Origin of the sequence: Streptomyces sp. NPDC059166, from assembly GCF_042755185.1 — a bacterium.
In the GTDB taxonomy this organism is placed as follows: domain Bacteria; phylum Actinomycetota; class Actinomycetes; order Streptomycetales; family Streptomycetaceae; genus Streptomyces.
In genome coordinates, this window is sequence record NZ_JBHZCI010000017.1 from 81,321 (window position 1) to 100,343 (window position 19,023).

General features: G+C 70.2%; 14 protein-coding genes and 2 pseudogenes. 5 read left to right on the forward strand and 11 right to left on the reverse strand.

The window, feature by feature from the left end; all coding sequences use genetic code 11:
- The first annotated feature begins 143 nt into the window (after window positions 1-143).
- Entirely contained in the window at window positions 144-2,174 is a 2,031-nt protein-coding gene (locus tag ACFXOA_RS15360) for a hypothetical protein (RefSeq protein WP_385027375.1), read from the forward strand.
- Between the two features lie 149 nt (window positions 2,175-2,323).
- Here the strand turns inward: ACFXOA_RS15360 and ACFXOA_RS15365 are convergent.
- Window positions 2,324-3,091 (reverse strand): annotated as a pseudogene (locus ACFXOA_RS15365) (discoidin domain-containing protein); the annotation flags it as partial.
- A gap of 64 nt (window positions 3,092-3,155) precedes the next feature.
- On the opposite strand from ACFXOA_RS15365, the gene ACFXOA_RS15370 reads away from it, so the two are divergent.
- Window positions 3,156-3,963 (forward strand): IS5 family transposase gene (locus tag ACFXOA_RS15370; protein WP_385027378.1). Its coding sequence is split into 2 segments (ribosomal slippage): window positions 3,156-3,499 and window positions 3,498-3,963, totalling 810 coding nucleotides; the frame shifts between segments, so codons are not numbered across the junction.
- A gap of 9 nt (window positions 3,964-3,972) precedes the next feature.
- Here ACFXOA_RS15370 and ACFXOA_RS15375 read toward each other — a convergent pair.
- The 6 genes and pseudogenes from ACFXOA_RS15375 to ACFXOA_RS15400 all read right to left on the reverse strand — a co-directional run bounded on the left by ACFXOA_RS15375 (window position 3,973) and on the right by ACFXOA_RS15400 (window position 10,916).
- Window positions 3,973-4,287, reverse strand: a complete 315-nt coding sequence (locus tag ACFXOA_RS15375; RefSeq protein ID WP_385027381.1) for a CPCC family cysteine-rich protein — start codon at window positions 4,285-4,287, stop codon at window positions 3,973-3,975.
- Between the two features lie 74 nt (window positions 4,288-4,361).
- Window positions 4,362-5,369 (reverse strand): annotated as a pseudogene (locus ACFXOA_RS15380) (glycoside hydrolase family 2 TIM barrel-domain containing protein); the annotation flags it as partial.
- 122 nt (window positions 5,370-5,491) lie between these two features.
- Window positions 5,492-6,625 (reverse strand): DUF1996 domain-containing protein, encoded by a 1,134-nt coding sequence (locus ACFXOA_RS15385; protein WP_385027384.1) that lies wholly within the window; start codon window positions 6,623-6,625, stop codon window positions 5,492-5,494.
- Window positions 6,626-7,002: 377 nt separating this feature from the next.
- A complete protein-coding gene (locus tag ACFXOA_RS15390; RefSeq protein WP_385027387.1) occupies window positions 7,003-7,239 on the reverse strand; it encodes a hypothetical protein in 237 nt (78 codons plus the stop codon).
- Between the two features lie 800 nt (window positions 7,240-8,039).
- Window positions 8,040-9,173, reverse strand: a complete 1,134-nt coding sequence (locus ACFXOA_RS15395) for an alpha-lytic protease prodomain-containing protein (protein WP_385027513.1) — start codon at window positions 9,171-9,173, stop codon at window positions 8,040-8,042.
- Window positions 9,174-9,401: 228 nt separating this feature from the next.
- Entirely contained in the window at window positions 9,402-10,916 is a 1,515-nt protein-coding gene (locus ACFXOA_RS15400; protein WP_385027390.1) for a carboxylesterase/lipase family protein, read from the reverse strand.
- A 641-nt stretch (window positions 10,917-11,557) separates the two neighbouring features.
- Here ACFXOA_RS15400 and ACFXOA_RS15405 point away from each other — a divergent pair.
- From ACFXOA_RS15405 to gndA, 3 genes are all read left to right on the forward strand, one after another.
- Window positions 11,558-12,025: a DUF5709 domain-containing protein gene (locus ACFXOA_RS15405; RefSeq protein WP_385027393.1), complete on the forward strand. Its 468-nt coding sequence runs from the start codon at window positions 11,558-11,560 to the stop codon at window positions 12,023-12,025.
- A 631-nt stretch (window positions 12,026-12,656) separates the two neighbouring features.
- A complete protein-coding gene (locus tag ACFXOA_RS15410) occupies window positions 12,657-14,519 on the forward strand; it encodes an ABC transporter ATP-binding protein (RefSeq protein WP_385027396.1) in 1,863 nt (620 codons plus the stop codon).
- 246 nt (window positions 14,520-14,765) lie between these two features.
- Window positions 14,766-16,205 (forward strand): NADP-dependent phosphogluconate dehydrogenase, encoded by a 1,440-nt coding sequence (gndA, locus tag ACFXOA_RS15415; RefSeq protein WP_385027399.1) that lies wholly within the window; start codon window positions 14,766-14,768, stop codon window positions 16,203-16,205.
- Window positions 16,206-16,567: 362 nt separating this feature from the next.
- On the opposite strand, the gene ACFXOA_RS15420 is transcribed toward gndA, so the two are convergent.
- From ACFXOA_RS15420 to ACFXOA_RS15435, 4 genes are all read right to left on the reverse strand, one after another.
- The gene (locus tag ACFXOA_RS15420) at window positions 16,568-16,780 is read right to left on the reverse strand and encodes an EF-hand domain-containing protein (protein WP_385027402.1); all 213 of its coding nucleotides are present in this window, start codon (window positions 16,778-16,780) and stop codon (window positions 16,568-16,570) included.
- A 136-nt stretch (window positions 16,781-16,916) separates the two neighbouring features.
- On the reverse strand, window positions 16,917-17,387 hold the full coding sequence (locus tag ACFXOA_RS15425) for a hypothetical protein (RefSeq protein ID WP_385027405.1): 471 nt from the start codon (window positions 17,385-17,387) through the stop codon (window positions 16,917-16,919).
- Window positions 17,388-17,692: 305 nt separating this feature from the next.
- Window positions 17,693-18,298 carry a hypothetical protein gene (locus ACFXOA_RS15430; protein ID WP_385027408.1) on the reverse strand — a complete coding sequence of 202 codons (606 nt, stop codon included), beginning with the start codon at window positions 18,296-18,298 and terminating at the stop codon, window positions 17,693-17,695.
- A gap of 198 nt (window positions 18,299-18,496) precedes the next feature.
- A complete protein-coding gene (locus ACFXOA_RS15435) occupies window positions 18,497-18,985 on the reverse strand; it encodes a cupin domain-containing protein (RefSeq protein WP_385027411.1) in 489 nt (162 codons plus the stop codon).
- Between the last annotated feature and the right edge of the window lie 38 nt (window positions 18,986-19,023).

A 19,023-nucleotide genomic window follows, 5' to 3' on the forward strand; every position in this document is an offset into this window, starting at 1 on the left:
GACGGGCGGCCGGTTGGTGGTGCCGGCCGGCGGAGAGGCAGCACCCGCCGGCCCGGTGAACGCCTGAGGCCGATGTGACCGTCACACGATTGGCTCGTTTGCCGGAGTGACGGTTCTGCCCCACGGCCCGGAAGGCACCACCCATGCCGCTCCATCCCCCGCCGCTTCGCGTCCTCGGCCATGGCACACGCCTCGGTGTGAAGGAGACCGAGGCGGCCCTCGTCGAGCACTACCCACGCCTCGTGCGGCTGGCGTATCTGATCCTGCCGCCCGAGCTCGGCCGGCACCGCCGGGTGCTCGCCGCGCACGCGGTGGTGCAGCGTGCTCTGCGCGCCGGTTCCCGCCCCCCGGCGGCACGCGGCGCGCAGACGGTCCCGGCCCCGCGGGCCGGTGGATCGCCGGCCGGTCCGGGGGTGCCGCCCGGCGGAACGGCTGACGGCGCACCGGGGACGACCGCCTATGCCGCCGTGCGCCTGCGGGTCGTACGCGACGCTCTGGCCCACGGGCACCGGCCGCGGTGGTGGCCGGGCCGTCTGCCCGCTCCGGCGGCACTGCGCCCCTCCGTTCCGGTGGTGCGGGGGCTGCGGCTCTTCCCGCGGGCGGGCGGGATGGACGAGCTCGCCCTGGACCGCACCCTGGCGGCTGTACCCGCGTCGGTCCGGGCCGCCCTGGGCGCGAGGCTGCTGGAGGACCTCTCCGCCGACAGCGCCGGGGCGCTGCTCGCGGAGGCGGGCGCGCCGGACCCCGTCGGGGCCGTGAGCACGGCGGAGGGCATGGCCGGAGACGACCACGCCCGGGCCGCACGGATGCTGCGGTCGGACGAGTTCGACCCCTGCACCGTGCAGACCCGGCCCACCGATCTGCTCCGGCGCCGGAACCGGGTCCGGGCGTGTGCGGCCGCGCTGGTACTCGTGTCGGTCGCCGGTGCGCTCGTCCTCCCTGCGGTCACCGAAGCGGGCGGCGCCCGGCCCGCCGCCGCACCCGCGACAGTGGCGGGCGGCGCGCTGGATGCCACGGCTCTGCTCAGGACGCCGCCCGGGCAGTGGGCCGACACCTCCCGCGTGGACTTCACCGCCTGGCCGCCGCGCGGTGGGCGCACCGAGGACGTCTCGCTGCTGGAGCGGGCACTCGCCGACTGGTCAGCCCCTCCGCCCGGCTCCGAGGTCGGCTCCGCGCCAGGGACGTCCCGGGCTGCACCCGCGCAGCCGCCCCGGCTGCTGTACGCGGGGGATGTGGCGGACGAGGCGGTGGTGCTGTTCCACGACGGAGGGGTGCGCGTGGTCCGGTACTCCGAGCCGTTGTCCGGGAAGGGCGCCCCCTCGCTGGAGTTCGCACGGGTGGACGATGCCGACGTCACCACGGCCGCGGCCCTCGCCGTCGAGCGTACGAGCACGTCCGTGCGGTACCTGCTGGCCCCGTGGGTCGCCGGGTCGGCGACCCGTGACCTCCTGGCTCCCGGGGTACCGGCACGACCCCTGGAGGTGGCTCCCGACGGCGTCACCGCACCGGTCCCCCGTCCAGCGGAAGGCGGTTGCCTGACCTGGCCGGCCGTGCAGCTGCGCTCGTCCCAACGGATCGTCGAGAAGCACGCGTTCCTCGTCACCGATCTGGGCGACCTGTCCCCCGTACACCTCACCCACACCCCGGCGCCCGGCTCAGGTGCTCCGGCCAGGCAGCCCCGTGAGGCGACGAGTACGGAAGCCCTGGCCGGCTGGGCCCGGACCGCCTGTTCACTCGAAGGGCTACGGCAGTCCGGGGTGCGGGGTGTCAACAACTGGCAGTTCGCGCGGCAGCCGCTGCCGGGCGGCGGCCCCCCGGCGGACTGGATGTGCACGCGGGCGGACACCTGGCAGGGGCAGGGTCGGGTCGTGGTGCAGTTCCTGCCTCCCGAGACCGCTCGTCCCGGGCGGGCGCACGTGGTTTCGGAGATCCGGGACACCGCCCTGTGCAGCCGGTTCGGGCAGCACATCGTCGCCGGGACCCGCTGGAGGGCGCCGAACGGCTCCTGGTACGTGGTCGCGGCGGGCAGCCGCGCCGTGGGGCGGATCGAGGTGACGGGCGCAGTGCGCGGGAGCGCGGAACGGCCGGTGCTGGCCGTCCGCGCGCCGCGGGACGCCCCGTTCCGGCTGAGGGCCGAACTGCGGGACGGCGAGGTGGTGCCCGCAGCGCGATGAGCGCCGGGGGCCCGAACGTCGGCCCCGTTGCGCTGCCTGGAGGCGAGCGTGCGTCCGCGGCGGGCCATCGGGATTCCGGTGGCCCGCCGCGGACTCAGCTGCCGCACCGACGGCGGGGACAGGGACGGTGCGGCCGGTCCGGTGGGCCGTCAGTTCCGGTAGACGCCGAATTCGTACAGGGAGTAGCCCCAGGGAGTGCCGCGTACGGTGGCGTCGACGCGTACGTACCGGGCCTCTGCCCGGACGTCGATGGCGTCGATTCCGCCGTTGCCGTCCGTGACGGTGTGGACGGTCGTCCAGTTCTGTCCGTCGTCGGACGTCTGCAGGGTGTATCCCTTGGCGTAGGCGGTCTCCCAGGCGAGTTGCACATGGTCGAACGCGGTCCTGCTGCCGAGGTCCACCTGGATCCACTGCTTGTCGGCCCAGTCGCTGGCCCACCGGGTGTCGAAGGACCCGTCGACGGCGTTGCCGGCGGGGCAGGGGCAGCCGGTACCTCCCGGCTGGGAGGTGGACGCGGTGGCGGGCCGTCCCGCCGCGACATTCGTTCCGGTGGCCTCGGGCGGCACGACCCGGAAGGACTTCGTCTCGATGCCGACGTTGCCCCTGCCGTCCGAGGACTTGAGGTAGACCTTCCAGACGCCGAGACGGTCGGGCGCCGTGAGCTCGAAGGTGCCGTCGCCCTTGTCGGTGAAGGGCACGTCGGCGAGTTGCCCGCTGTCGTCCACGTACTTGCTGCCGAGCAGCACCTGGTGGGTGATCGGGTCACCGTCCGGGTCGGAGACCGATGCCTTCAGGGTGAAGGGCTTGCCCGCCTGGACGGCGGAGGCGTTGTCCACGGCCATGCCGGTGATGACCGGGGGCGTGTTGTCGCCCGACGTGCCGGCTCCGTACGCCTTCTTCACCGCGTAGTAACTGATCGTTTCAGAATGAGATCGGCGTGTCGGCTGGCAGTCTGTGATCTTCGTGGGCAGGGTCTGCGGGGTGTCTGATGATCTTGTCCCTGATGACCTGTGGGAGCGCATAGCCCCGCTGCTGCCGCCTCAGCCCGTGCGAAGGCATAGGAACCCAGGCCGACTTCGGGTGCCTGACCGTATTGCGCTGGCGGGCATTGTCTACGTGCTGCGCAAGGGGGTGGCCTGGCGGGACGTCCCTGCCGGTGTGGTGGGCTGCTCCGGCGTGACCGCCTGGCGCCGTCTGCGGGACTGGACCGAAGCCGGAGTCTGGCCCCGCCTGCACGCGGAGCTCCTTGCCGAACTACGCAAGGCAGGTTTGCTCGAGATGGACGACTGCGCGATCGACGGCTCCCATGTCAGGGCCCTCAAAGGGGGATCACGTCGGGCCTTCGCCGGTCGATCGAGCTCGCCCCGGCTCCAAACACCACCTGATCGTCGACCGCCGCGGAACCCCGTTGGCCGTGTCCGTGACCGGCGGGAACCGGCATGACGTCACGCAGCTGATCCCGCTGCTGGACGCGATCCCCCGAATACGGGGACTGCGGGGACGTCCGCGCAACAAACCCAAGCGACTCTTCGCTGACCGCGGCTACGACTACGACAAGTACCGCCGGCTGCTGTGGCAGCGCGGGATCAAGCCCCTCATCGCACGGCGCGGCGTCGCTCACGGCTCCGGCTTGGGCAAGACCCGCTGGGTCGTCGAGCGCACCTTCGCCTGGCTCCATCAGTTCAAACGACTGCGGATCCGCTACGAACGCCGCGCCGACCTCCACCAGGGCCTCCTGGAACTCGCCTGCAGCATCATCTGCCTCCGACGACTCCGCACATCATCCTGAGACGATCAGTCAGCAGCGACGACGTTTCGGGCGTGATCGCCACCTGCCTGGGCCGCCGTTGGCTGCCGATCCCGGATCTGTTGCCCTCGTTGTGGCGACGTACTGCGCGTAGCGACGACGTGCGTCGGTCAGGCTATCCGCCCCGTTGGGGCCGCCCCAGACCTCGTCGGCGTTCGGGTCGTCCTGGCCATCGTCTTCCCAGCTGCACTCGTCACAGATCTGGAATTGTCCGCGGGTTTCCAGCGTCAAGAGCTTGCAGCAGGGACAGGCATACGAACCGCCGCTGGGCAGGCTTCCTTTGGGCGGTTCTTCGGGCGTTGTCACGTGTCGAGTGTTGCATGATCTGCGAGGACGCTCTGGGGTGGTCGCGTCATTCGAGCCTCATTCTGAAACCATCAGTAAGAGAGCCGCTTCTGGCCTGCGGGGAGCAGGTTGAACCAGACTCCGCCGAAGTCGTACTCGGTGCCGTAGTGGAAGAGGGTCGCTCCGAGCGCCACCCCCGTGTGGCCCGTGACGCACTGCCACGCCTGTCGGTAGCCCTCCGCCTTCGCGACGTCGGTCGGCTCGTCCGGTACGCCGTTGGCGTCGTCCGGGACCTCCCATTCACCCGCGGGGCCGCCCTCGGTGACGATGTAGGGCTTGTCGAACCCTCCCTCCTCCCAGGTCCTGCGGATGTCACAGACCGCGCCGTAGGAGTTCACGGCGTACAGGTCGAGGTCGGGTGCGTTCTTCTTGTAGTAGGGCCAGGCACCGGTCCAGGCGTCGGTCGAGGTGACCGGGTGGTCGGGGTCGATCGCGTGGATCTTCTTCGTGATGTCGTTGACGAACGTGGTGTAGGCGTCGCGCTGCTGCTCCAGGGCGTCACCGCTGTAGCAGTTCTGCAGGCCGAGCACCGACTCGTTGCCCACGTTCCACATGAGGACACCGGGGTGGTCCTTGTACGCCTCCACCCACTTGGGGAATTCGGCGAGCATGTTGTTCTTGTAGTCGGTGTCCGTGAGGTAGTTGACACAGCCGCCGCTTCCGGGGCCACCGCCGGGCTGGAGCCAGAATCCGGCGACGACCTTGATGCCGTGTGCGGCCGCGCTGTCGAGGAGAGGCCGGGTGGTCGCGTCGGTGCCCCAGGTCCGGATGGTGTTGACCCCCATGGAGCGGACGTCGGGCATGTACTTCTCGGCGTCGGCGACGGCGGGCCCCCAGGTCAGGCCCTTCACCGTGTACGGCGAACCGTCCACGGTCAGTCTCCAGGCACCCTGTGAACCCTCGACCTTGACCACGCTCCCCGCGGCCTGCGCGGCGGGAGCGGGCAGGACGGCGGCTCCGCTGAGGACGAGCGCGGCGACGGCGAGGCGTGCGGTGTTGCGGCCGCGGCCTCGGGCCGCGTGGTTACTCTGTGGCGGTTTCATGGGACAGAAAGCTCCTCGTGGGGGGATCCGTTGACGGGAGAGCGCCGAGGGGGAGCGCGCTCCGATGGGAGAGCGCTCTCCCTCATGGGCGCGTTACGCCCATGAGGGAGAGACGCGGACGGTCAGGGCAGTTCGTAGTTCTCGTCCAGAGCGGCACCCTCTCCGGGGTTGTTCTGGTCGTAGCCCCGTGCGTCGCACTGGAGACCGCCCACGATGCAGTGGTCGACCATGGCGTCCAGCGTGGCGTCGTCCCAGGCGTTGAAGAAGTCGTAGTGGAAGGAGTGACCGGTGCCGCTGGCCAGCCTCACCTGAGACATGTCGCCGTTGACCGGCCAGGCCATCTTGAACTCGATCATCGGCAGTGCGACGGGGTGACTGGCCGGGCAGACGTCCTGGTTGGCGCCCATCACGACCGGATACGCCATGTGGGCCTTGTGGTCCGGAGTGTCGAGATGCTGACCGTCCCAGCAACTGGGGGCCTGCATACGAAGGTTGAGCTGCGTGTCCTGACTGGTGGGACAGGTCGCCGGGAACTCGTAGTTGTGGTAGCTCTCACCGCACTCGTATCCCTCGACCATGCCGGGGTGGTCACGGAACTCCTCGGCCGTCTGCGTCGGACTGCCCACGACGAAGCGCAGCCCCTTGGGGAACGGAAGCACGGTGCGGTAGTCCGTGACACCGGCCTTGTAGTAGATGGTCTGCGGGCCGACGGGGCGGATCTCCTGGTTCCCTTTGTAGAGCGTCGGCATCCAGTACGCGGAAAGGTCGCCGGGCGCCTTGCACGCGGTTCCGCCGGCGCCCAGGGAGGCGGTGGTGCTGTTCTCGTCCGTGGTGTCGTTGCCCATGAACGTGTGGTTGTGGGACTTGCCGGCCTGGCCGGGATAGACGATCGGGTCGACCGAACCGGTGTGGTCGACCGAGCAGTTCGCCTGGAACTCGTGGAAGTACCGGTGGGGCGGGATCTCGGCGGAAGGCACCACCCCGGTGACCGGCGGGTTCGCCGGAATGTAGCCGTCACCATCGGGATCGTCACCCGAGGGGACGGGGGCCGCCGCGGCCATGGCGTGCCCTTGCGCCTGCTGCGCGTCCATGACGTGCGAAGCCGCGGCGGGCTCGCCCGCGGCGACCCTCGGGGCCTGTGCCGCGACCGGCTCCCCGGCGCGGGTGATCGCGGCGAACCCCATGACCACGAGGGCAAGCGCGGTGGCTACGACCAGGGCGGACACCAGGGTGGTTCTGCTCGTTCTTTCGGCCATGTGCGGACCTCCATGCCGCTCTGCGTCCGCGCACATCGGGTACGCGGTGGGGGGAGAGTGGAGCTGGATGGTGCGTCGTGCGGAACGCGGGAGAGCGCTCTCCCGAGTGGGGTCAGTGTTGCGCCGCCGCTTTGGACATGTCAAGACTGGGTGAACAACCCTCCCTGGACAGGGAAGTGCATCCGCGGGCCACACCGAGGACTCCGGCGCGGCCCCTTCGGTCGACCGCGTCAACCTCGGCCGCTTCGGCATCACCACCGTGCGTGACACCGTCATCGCCGCCCATGTGCCGCCGCCGCAGGCGGACCGCCTGTGTCCGGTGACAGCGGACCTGGACCGTCTGCCACGGAAGATGGATCGCCGCCGCCACCCGGAAGCTACCTTCCCCGGTCGTGCGAGGTCTCGTCGTCGCCCCCTGGCGGTGTCCGTCCCTCCCCTCGCGCGGAACGGCGCAGAAGCATCGCCGGCCTGATAGCCGCGTAGACGACCGAGAACATCACGCAGCGAGCCATCAGCTCACCGCCCCAATCCCTGTCGATCAGCAGGGTCGTACCGGCACCCGCCGCCATTCCCAGGACGACCGGCACTCCCACCCACACCCACCAAAGCCTCATGCCTGCCAGATGCCCCAGGCTCGCGGTCCTACATTCGATGACAACCGGTCCGACTTCACTGTCGAAGGACGGCCTGGACGCCATGCACTCAGGTCTTCGCCGGGTCGGACTGCGCGCATCATCTTCGTAGCACGTCGGGAGGGAACGAGAACCTCACTCGGCCCTCGTCGCCGTCCGGGCGAAGCACCGTTCAGCCCGGGTTCCGCTGGGCGGGGCCCGGCTGGGCGGGGCGCCGTTCGACCCCGGGCACCGTTGGACGGGGCGCCGTTCGACCCCAGGGGCCGTTGGACGGGGCCGCCGTTCGACCCCAGGGGCCACGGGGCGGGGGCGCCGGAGACTGAGGTGAGCGCCGTCCGCGATACGCACCGTGAGCGGCCGCCGCGCTCGGCGACCGGTACGCCGCCGCGCTCGAGGCATCCGTCGCGCTCTCCGTGCTGCCGCTGCCGCTGCCGCTACCGATTCCGCCCAGCCTCCGCGTAGGACACCGAGCTGCGGGCCGGGGGCCCGGACGGGGCCATGATCATCCCGAGCCCGACCCGGCCGGCCCGCCGGCCACAGCCGAGCGGCCGCGTACGGGACGCGGCACCGCACGGAACGCGGCGCCCTACGGGATCTGACGGACGCCGCCACATCCGTCCGGACGGGGAGCAGCCTTCCCGCCCGGACGGATCAGAGGAGGGTGCTCGGGGCACGTGGGCGAGACGTCGGCTCGCAGGTCCGCCGCGGCCGGCACCCGCTCCCGGCCGCGGCGGACCTCCGCATGCGCCCCGCGGGTTCAGCGCGATCCCGCAGGTCCGGTATCAGGCCGTGTGGAGAGTCAGCCCGTAGCGGTTGAGGATCTCGTTGATGGGCTGGTGCCAGGTCTCACCACCGCTGCTGCAGTTGCCCCAGCCGCCGGAGGTCACCCCCTGCGCCTGATCACCGCTGATGAACGACCCACCGGAATCGCCCGGTTCGGCGCACACGCTGGTCTTGGTCATCTGACGGACGGCACCCTGGCTGTAGTTCACCGTCTCGTTCTTGGCTAGCACGTTGCCGCAGTGCCAGTGGGTGGTGGAGCCGGAGCGGCAGATCGATGCGCCGATCGGAGCCTCGTTGGAGCCCCGGACCAACTGGTCCGAGACGGTGCCCCAGCCGAGGACGACCGGGACGGTCCACCAGCCGCTGCCCACACTTACCCAGGCGTAGTCGTTGTCGGGGAAGGACGACCCCTGGAAGGACCCGATGGCCGAACCGTCCCAGCCCCTGACTGCTCCCCCGGCCTGCCCGCAGTGTCCGGCGGTGACGAACCCGCCGTGCACCGAGAAGCCTATGGAGCAGCGGACGTTGCCGGTGTAGTACGGATCGCCGCCGACCGTTCCGGCGGCGAAGGTCCGAGGTGCTTCGGAGGTCTCCTTCACCGTGACGACGCCGGTCCTGCGAGCCTGGGCGAGGAAGGTACGGACATCGTTGTCACCCCGCTCGGAGGCCACGACGTTCACCACGACCGTGTTCGCCTGCGGATCGACGTGCCAACTGCTGATCCCACTGGGCGCGGAGAGGGTGTCCAGCCTCAGTTTGGCGGCGTCCAGTTCCCGCTCGGTGTGGTCGACCACATGGACGTCGGCGCCGGCCGCCCGGACGGCACCGGCCTTCGAGGCGTCGGTGACGGCGACCGCGAGCCGCCCGCTGTCGGCGTCGAACCATGATCCGCCGAGTGAGGCTCCGGCAGCACCGCGCGCCTTGCCCTGCAGGGCCGTGGCCGCCTTCTCGGCGGTCAGCCGCGCCTCCGCCTGACGTGGCGTCAGCCCGAGATCCCGTTGCATCGCCGTGAGAATTCCGGCGGAGGCCTGAGGCGCGGCGGCGGAGGGGGCGTCCGCCGCGGAGGCCTGAAGCGCCCCGGAAGCAGCCCAGGTGCCCAGGACGAGCAGTGCGGACAGGCCGGTCCGCACCATGGTCTTGTGTCTCAAGGGAGTGCTCCTTCTGTTGTTCCAGCATCGTGGGGGTGGAACAGGAAGCGTCCGAGAGCCGTCTGAGAGCGCTCTCAGATGAGCCGCTACGGACTGTAGCGCAACGCGATGGGCAGGTCCATGCCAATGACACCTCTTCGCGGAGCCGGCGCCGGACGCCTCGAAGGCAGAAGCGTCCGGCCGGACACGAACCTCTGCGGCGCCCCTCTTCGGTCAGGGCGTGAGAAGTGGCAGTCCCGCGGCCCGCCAAGGGGCGCGGAAGGCGTCCCACGGGTGGCGGTCACCGCCGGCCTCGGTGTCCCAGATCCTCACCGTCTCGCCTCCGCGGGACGTGACCGGCGACCAGCCGGGCTCACCGGTGGCAGCGAAGGAGGCCCAGGCCCGCGTCATTCGCCCTGCCAGGACATGGTCGGCCTCCCCCGGCGGGCCTCCGATGAGGAAGTGCACGTTCTCGTCGCCCAGGGCACCGAAGGCGAACGGGATGTCCGCGCAGTGCCAAGCCCTGACGGGCTGCCCACCGCCCCCTCGCCGCCGCACGAACCGGGAGAGGTACGTCCGGCCGCCGGCGCCCGCGTGGGCGTCGGCAAGTCTGCTGCTGTACTCGCCGAACAACATGTCCCCGTACACGGCCAGATAGATCTCGTTGACGGATGCGTCGCGCATCCTCGCGCGGTAGTCGTCAAGCAGGGACGGCGGCAACCGGTGGTCGGATGCGAACACGACGAGTTCCCGTTCGGTCGTCAGTCTCGCGCAGCTGCCCACAGCGTCCAGCAGCCAGTACTCGTCCGCCGCATGACAGACCATCAGGTCGATGTCCCGAGCGACACCGGTCCCGCACGCCGTCAACGGGTCCCGGGGCAGCCCGGTTCCCCCGGCGACGGGACCGTAGATCGCCGGGTCGTAGTGGCGTTGCCCGGAGCCCGGATCCCGGCGGTAGGTCTCGGCCACCCGGTCGGAGGCGTCGACCAGCACCTTCGGGGACGCCGAGAGGAGTCCTCGACGCGTGGCCGGCACGTCCGCCTCGGCTGCCACTTCAGTCGTGGTACGAGCCGCAGACTCCAAGGAGGCGCAGGCGTTCACCGCGCTGTGCGCGACAGCGCGCCGGAAAAGCCCCCGCGCGCCCTCCATCACCATCAGGCAGGCGACCGATGTCGCCCCCGAGGACTGGCCCGACACCGTGACGCGATCGGGGTCACCCCCGAAGCCGGCGATGTTGTCCCGCACCCATCGCAGGGCGGCGATCTGGTCGAGCAGCCCCCTGTTGTCCGGACATGCTTCCTCGCCCTCCATGGCCGGAACATGGCCGAACCCCTCGAATCCGAGGCGGTAGTTGAGCGTGACGACCACCAGGCCGTGACCCGCCAGGGCGGTCCCGTCGAAGTCGGGCTGGGCGGAGGAACCGAAGACGTACGCGCCGCCGTGGATCCAGACGAGCACGGGGAGGGCGTCCCCTCTCCTCCCCGGCGTCCAGATGTTGAGGCTGAGGATGTCCTCGTCCCCCGGCGACCAGGCGGGCGCACCCGGCAGCTCCGCCGACTGGGGAGCGACCGGACCGAAGGCCGCACACTTGCGGACCCCCTCCCAGGGCTCCGCCGGCTGCGGTGCCCGAAACCTGTTCGTCCCGAACGGCGGTGCCGCGTAGGGGATGCCTCGCAGTACGGTCACTCGGGGGTCCCTGGAGGACAGCTCCCCCGCTACCGTTCCGCCCGATGTGGTGAACACGCTCATTCACGCCCTCCGCCCCGGCCCCGGCGGGCCGGCTGTCACGTCCGCGCCCGTGCCGAGTCCGCCGCCTGTCCAGGGGGTTGCCGAGTCGCACACCGCGATGAGGAGTCAGCGGCTTGCGTGAGCCGGTCCGGGTGGGCGCGGGGGCGCCTCATGGCCCCACGCCTTGACGATCATAGGTAGCACCTCGCGAGGTGGACCTCTCCTTTTCCGCAGATCCCTGACCGGTTCGCGTCCGGTCCACGCACCTGGCGATGGCGATCGCAGTCGCACGGCAAGCCCATCCGTCCGACGCACCGGTGACAGATCCCGAAGGATCCGGGGAGGGATACGGGCTTCGCGCCGCGGGTGGCTGTCGGGGGAGCCCGGCTCTCCCTCGCAGCCGGCGACTGGAACCCGCCCGCGGAACGCGCCACAGTCCGGGCGGGGGCATCGGCACCCTGCCCGGACCTGAGCACCGCCTAGGTACCGGCCGCCCGATCCCCCACACAAGGTGTCCGGGTGGCTACGAAGGGAAGTCACCGGCAATCGCTTTCGTCCGTGCTGCGGGCGGCGCCGACTCCGTCGGGAATCGTCTTCCGTTGCGTCACTCGCCGGACCGGAGTGGAATTGCAGGGAGGGGGTCCCGCAGGAAGGGGTACGCCATGACCGACAGCGGACAGGGGGACGACGTCTATCAGCCGCAGGAGCCCGAGGCCTCCGACCCCGCCGACCTGCTGGATCTCGAGGACACCCTGGACGCTTCCCGGCTCGATGACGTCCTGGACGAGGGCTACTCCCCGCCGGACCGGCCGTGGGGTGTCGACGACGAGGGCACCACAGCCTCCGAGCAGCACGCGGGCGAGTCCCTCGATCACCGTCTGACCAGGGAGATCCCGGAGGACGACGACCCCCTGCGCGATCGCCCGGCGGAGGATTCGGACGGCGAGGGCGAAGCGGATGTGGACGGCACGGAGGGGTGGACGGACCGTATCGGCAGGCTCACCCAGGAGGGCGACGGACACGTCCCGTCCACGCTCACGGCCCAGGACGTGGGCGTGGACGGCGCGGCACCGTCGGCCGAGGAGTCCGCGATGCACGTGATCCCCGAGGAGAGAGATCTCTTCGGGTAGGAAGCGCCCGCGCACCTCCCTGTAGTGGTGCTCACTCCCTCCGAAGCACGTGATCACCGTTCCCTCTCCGCGCTGCCGTCCGGTCCACCTTGCACGATTCGCGCGACTGCCCAAGAAAGGATGCACATCCGCCTGCGGCGTGTGCTTCCCGGACCCGCTGCCGGGGCGGTCGTCGCGCCCAGCACCGCCCTCGTGGTCCCGCGCGTTCCTGCGCGTTCCCGCGTGGACTGCCTGAACTGCCTGGACTGCCTGGACGGATTCCTCAGCCGTCCTGGCTCCCCTCCGTTCCCCTGCCCGCCCCCCGCCTGTACACGCACGGTCACGCATGGTCACGTACGCGATGGGGGCGGCGCCCGACGTCCTCCGTATCCCGGCAGGCCCATGCCCGTGCGCCTGGCGCGCGCATGGTCCCAGGAGGGCTGTGGAGCGGCCGAATCGCGCCCCCGGGCGGCCTGTGCCCCCGAAAACACTTGGACGACGGACGCCCGCCACGGAAGACTTCTGTCTCCCGGACCTCTTGCAGCGGACGCGTGACGAGCGCGTCCGCCCGGTGTGGCGCTGCCCGGAATCGCCTGGCCTCCCACCATGCCGAGGCCCGGCACAACTGCCCGCGAAACGACGTGAGGTCGGCATGGCATCACAGCAGTCTCAACGGACCCGGCCGGGCAGAGGCCCGGTCCGCCTCGCGCTCCGCCACTACCTGGGAGAGTTGTCGCGCCAGCGTGGACTCTCCGTGTTCGCTCTCGCACTCCCCGCGCTGGGCAACATCGGCATCACGTACGTCGCACCACTGGTCGTCGCGAAGCTCGTGGGCCGGATCTCCGAGCAGGGGGGCGTCGGCGTCCGCACGGCCCTCCCGTACGTCGGAGTCTTCGCCGGGGTGCTGCTCCTCGCGGAGACCATGTGGCGGCTCGGCATCCACTGCCTCAACCGCGTCGACGCCCGGGGCATCGAACAGCTCTACATCACCGGCATGGACGCGCTGTTCGCCAAGGACGCCGCGTTCTTCCAGGACAACTTCGCCGGTTCGCTCACCAAGCGGGTGCTGAGTTTCGCCTCACGCTTCGAGGAGTTCGTCGACACCCTCACCTTCAACATCGTCGGCAGTCTGGCACCGCTGCTGTTCGGGACGGTGATCCTCTGGAGCTACGACCCGCTCCTGGTGGCGGGTCTGCTGACGATGATCACGCTGACCGCCGTGTGTGCCACGCCGCTCATCCGGCGCCGGCAGAGGCTGGTCAGCAAGCGGGAGGAAGCCATCGCCCGGGTGTCGGGCCATGTCTCGGACTCGCTGATGAACATGGACACGGTGCGCGCCTTCGCCGCGGAGGAGCGGGAGGCCGCCGAGCACCGGGCCAGGGTGGCGGAGTCACGGAGGCTGACGCTTCGCTCCTGGGACTACGGCAACCTCCGTATCGACACCCTCGTCGCACCGCTCTCCGTGCTGACCAACGGACTCGGGCTGCTCCTCGCGGTCGGGATCGGCGCCGGAGCCGGCGGAGTGGAGGCGATCGTGGTGGCGTTCACCTACTACACCGGCTCGACCCGCATCATGTTCGAGTTCAACCAGATCTACCGCCGTCTCGAAAGCTCGATGACCGAGGCCGCGCAGTTCACCGAGCTGCTCCTCGACTCCCCCACCGTCCTCGACCCCGTGACTCCCGAGCCCCTCGCCCCGAAGGGCGCGGACGTCCGTTTCGACGGGGTCACCTTCGCCCACGACGGTGGCGAACCGATCTTCGAGGACCTCGATCTGACCGTGCCCAGTGGTTCCCGCATCGGTCTCGTCGGCCGGTCCGGGGGCGGCAAGACCACCCTCACCCGACTGCTGCTGCGGATGGCCGACGTCCGGTCCGGCCGCATCCTGATCGGTGGTCAGGACATCAGCCGGTTGCGCCAGTCCGACCTGCGGAGCCTGATCTCCTACGTGCCTCAGGAACCGGCCATGTTCCACCGCACGCTGAGGGAGAACATCCGCTTCGCCCGCCCGGAGGCCACCGACGAGGAGATCCGCGCGGCCGCCGACGCGGCCCACGTGTCGGAGTTCGCCGATCAGCTCCCGGCCGGTTTCGACACCATGGTCGGCGAACGCGGCGTCAAGCTCTCGGGAGGTCAGCGCCAACGTGTCGCCCTCGCCCGTGCGATCCTCCGTGACGCGCCGATCCTGCTGCTGGACGAGGCGACCAGCGCACTGGACTCCGAGAGCGAGACCCTGGTGCAGCAGGCTCTCTGGCAGCTGATGGAGGGCAGGACCGCGCTGGTCGTCGCACACCGGCTGAGTACGGTCGCGGCGATGGACCACCTGATCGTGCTCGATCACGGACGCATCGCGGAGCAGGGCACCCACCACGAACTGCTGCAGACGGGCGGCGCGTACGCCAAGCTCTGGCACCACCAGTCGGGCGGCTTCCTCACGGACACCGTGCCGGGCGAGCCGGTGGGCGGCGCCCACGCGACGGCCGCCCCCTTGGCGGCGAAAGAGCCGACGCGGTGACCCCGCGAACGGGCCGGCGGATCCCGGACCCACCGCGCCCGGGACGCGGCCGGGCGCGGTGGACGGCCCGGCCGCCTCACCGCGGCGCGGCCGCTGACCACCATCCGGGGGCTATCCGCGACACCTCGACGGCCACCGGTGCCGCGCCCAGCCGTACGCCGTAGGCTCGGTGGCCTGTTCGAGCGCGGCGATACCGCGGTACGCCGGGCTCCCGCACACCACGAGACCGGAAGCAGGCAGGTCACGATGAGCAGCACAGCGCAGATCGGTGTCACAGGACTCGCCGTGATGGGGCGCAACCTGGCCCGTAACTTCGCACGCAACGGCTACACCGTCGCCCTGCACAACCGCACGGCCGCCCGCACCCGCGAACTCGTCGAGAACTTCGGCGACGAGGGTGAGTTCATCGCGACCGAGAGCGCCGAGGACTTCGTGGCGGCGCTGGAAAGGCCACGCCGCCTGGTCGTCATGGTGAAGGCCGGCGAGCCCACGGACGCGGTGATCGCGGAATTCGCGCCGCTCCTGGAAGCCGGCGACATGATCATCGACGGGGGCAACGCACACTTCGCCGACTCGCGCCGCCGGGAGCGCGAGTTGCGCGAGCAGGGCATCCACTTCGTCGGTACCGGCATCTCCGGCGGCGAGGAGGGCGCCCTCAACGGCCCCAGCATCATGCCCGGCGGCTCACCCGAGTCCTACGACGCGCTCGGCCCGATGCTCGAGAAGATCTCCGCGAAGGCCGGCGACGGGGCCCCCTGCGTCACCCACGTCGGCCCGGACGGGGCGGGCCATTACGTCAAAATGGTACATAACGGGATCGAGTACGCCGACATGCAGCTCATCGGCGAGGCGTACCAACTGCTCAGGGACGTCGGGGGGTACTCCCCCGCCGAGATCGCGGAGATCTTCCGGACATGGAACACCGGACGCCTCGACTCCTACCTGATCGGGATCACCGCGGAGGTCCTCGCCCACACGGACGCGACGACGGGTGAGCCGTTCGTCGACGTGGTCCTGGACCAGGCCGAGCAGAAGGGCACGGGGCGGTGGACCGTGCAGATCGCGCTGGACCTCGGGGTGCCGGTGTCGGGAATCGCGGAGGCGGTGTTCGCGCGGGCGGTCTCCGGCCACGCGGACCTGCGGGAGGCGTCCCGTCACCTTGCCGGGCCGTCCGCGCGGAGGCTGTCCAAGGACGAGGCCGCCGCGTTCGCCGACCGGGTCGAGCAGGCCCTCTACGCCTCCAAGATCGTCTCCTACACCCAGGGCTTCCACCAGATCGCCGCCGGCAGCACCCAGTACGACTGGGACATCGACCTCGGCAAGATCGCCGCGATCTGGCGCGGCGGATGCATCATCCGCGCCGCGTTCCTCGACCGCATCACCCAGGCCTACGACGCCCAGCCCGGCCTCGTCAGCCTGCTCGCCGACAAGGGCTTCGCCGACGAGATCGCCGCGTCGCAGGACGACTGGCGCACCGTCATCACCACCGCCGTCACCCACGGCGTCCCGACCCCCGGCTTCGCCGCCACCCTCGCCTACTACGACTCCCTGCGCGCCGAACGCCTCCCCGCCGCCCTCACCCAGGGCCAACGCGACTACTTCGGCGCCCACACCTACCACCGCACCGACCGGACCGGCACCTTCCACACCCTCTGGGGCGCCGACCGCACCGAGGTCGACGGCTGAACCATGCCCGCAACGACGCCGCCACTGACGTTACCCGCCGCACCGAAGAAGCCGGCGGCCACGGCCGGGGCGTTCGAGCGCGAGGCCTCGCGCTGAAGCAGTACCGGGCCCGCACCAGAAGCCTGACCGCCCCCGAGCCCTTGTTGAACAGAGACCTCACGGGCCGGTCCGGCTGGGCACCTGGGGCAGCAACACCCGCAGCCGCCGTGGCAAGCTGACCTGCGAACAGCGCGAGCAGCACGCCGCCCTCGGCATCGACATCGACCGGGCCACCACCTGACACCACGGCGCCGGACAGTTCAGCAAGCTGCCCGTTCTGGATGGTCGCTGGTCAAAACCCTGACCAGCGACCATCCGAAAGGTCAGGCAAAATACTTCTTGAACTCGGTGAAGGTGATACGCCTGTCACCGTCGGTGTCTGCCTGCCGGACGAAGTCGGCGAGCGTGGCCGCGCCGAGGGTGCCCTCGTGGGCCAGGCCGTAGTCTCGCAGCTCGCGCAGACGGATCTCGCCGCTCCGGTCCGTGTCGATTTCGTCGAACAGTGCCTTGGCCTCGGCCTCGGTCAGCTTTTCCACGTGGTCCTCCTTGTACTTGGTGTGGATTGAGCGGCGACCCGGCGCCGGTCTCCGATGTGTCCGGGCCGCCGCCGGGGTCGACGGGGGCGGCAGACAGGGGCCGGGTCCGCTCCTGCTACTCCGGGATCTCCCGGATCTACCTCGCGTCCTCGTCCGCGTAGTGCTTCTCCAGGAAGTCGGCGACGCTGCCGACGGCAACGGAGGAGACGAACGCCCTGGCGAGCACCTCCTGGTTGATGTCCTCGGAGCTCTTGTCCTTCTCGGCCGCGGGCAGACTGATGTGGTGGCGCAGCGCCAGTTGTCCGTCGACGACGACTGCGGCAGGCTGCCGCCAGTCCTCGCCGAGGTAGGCGAGGAAGGCGTCGGTGTCCACCTCGGCGACCGGGCCGATCAGGGAGGTGACCGCGATCCAGCCCGCGTCCTCGCCGTCGTACTCGAAGTGCAGCTTCTGGCGGCGCTTCTTCGTGGTCCCGTCCTTGAGCTTGAGGGTCTGCTCGAAGGTCGCCACCGCCTTGGTGTCGTTCTTCCCGGTTCCGCCTTGGACGTTCTCTGCGCCGAGTGCCTCGGTGAGGAGTCCGAGGAAGTAGTGCCATGTGGCCATCGGCATGCCCGCCTTTCATGATCGCGCTGGTGCGTCCCGTGCTCAACGGACAGCCCGCGCGCCAGTTACGGATCAATCTCCGGCATCTGCTTCCGTCAGGGAAGCGACGCAGCAACGACGCCCTGCGTCCATTCAGAGTGCCCCGCCGGGCGTTCGTCGGTGACGCGCAGTCAGGCAGCGGGCGTGTAGCGGACGATGGTGTCTTCACATGAGCAATTGTCAATTCCTGTGGACCTGTTGGCTTTGAGGAGGTCGCGCGCAGCCTCCGCACTGTAACGGGGTTGCCGTACGGTTCCCGCAGCCGCGGCCGGTTACGTCCGCTCGGGACGCAGCAGTACCTCGCTGCCGATGGGCGTGAATCCACAGGTGAGGAAGGCGCGCAGGGAGCGGGCGTTGCCCGGGGAGACGGCGGCGAAGACGGGTTCGCCTTCCGGGACCAGTGAAAGGGCATCGGAGAGGAGTGACCGCCCGTGCCCTCGGCCGCTGTCCTGGGCGCGGTGGAGTTCGATACTCAGCTCACGCCGCCCGGCGAGGCCGTCGGCCAGGGTGATGAGGCCACGTTCGTCACCGTAGGCCTGAACGTTTGTCCGCAGCCACCGGGCGTGGCGGACACGTGGATGGTCGTCTGCGTCGGTCAGCTTCGCCAGGCGCGGGAGGCCGCCGGTGCCGCGGGCCGTGAGTGTGGCGTCGGTGACGCCGATCCACCCCCTGGGCCCGGCGAGGTGGCGCAGGAAGTCCGCAGACAACGACTCGCCGAAACCATCTGGGCCCTGGGCGTATACGGCCTGGTTGGTCATGGCGGTGGCGACGACGGCGTGACCGGTGAAGGCGACCGAGCATTCGAGACCCCCAGGAAGGGGCGGCAGCACCGTCACCCGGCCGTCGACCGGCGGGAAGCAGTTGTCGGCAGCGTCCATGAAGAAAGTCAGGAGCGGGTGCGATTCACCCACGTCTGGCCACCCGGGTGTTGAGGAAGTCCGATAGCGGGCAAGTGTCGGATTCTACGCCATGCCCCCGGTCACGGCCCTTCCGTCAGCCGTTGCGAACCCCCGTCTCCAGAGCCTCCTCGACTCGTAGGTCCGGCTGGGTGCGCACGGGCCGGATGGCGGCGGCTGCTACGCCAGGAGCTTGAGGGCGGCTTGCCACACAGGGCTGTCGACGTAGTGGTTGTCGTACCGCTCCGCGGATGCGCTGATCTCCTTCGCGTCAGCCTCGCCGCGCATCACTCTGCCGAGCAGGCGAAGGTAGTCGAATCGGCCCATGCCGGGTGTGAAGACGAACAGTACGTCCGCCTCGCGGTCGGGTGCGGCGGCGAAGGCATGGGTGGTGTGGGGCGGTACGGCCAGGAAGTCTCCTGCCTCGAGGACAGTGATCTCCTCACCCACCAGCACCTGGAGGGCGCCGCTGATCACGAAGAACAGCTCGCTCGCCCGGGTGTGGAAGTGCGCGGGTGCCCCCACGGCTCCCTCGGCGAACGTCGATCTGTAGCTCGTGAAGCTGTCCGAGTCGGCGAGCAGCGTCATGACGCTGCTGGGGTCGGAGCAGGTCTCGGCCTCCGCGTGACGAGTCAGTACGGGGTGCCTCTCGGCCTTGGCGTTGCTCATGTCAATCCCTTGCGGGTAGGGGGCGTTCGGGCTGTGTT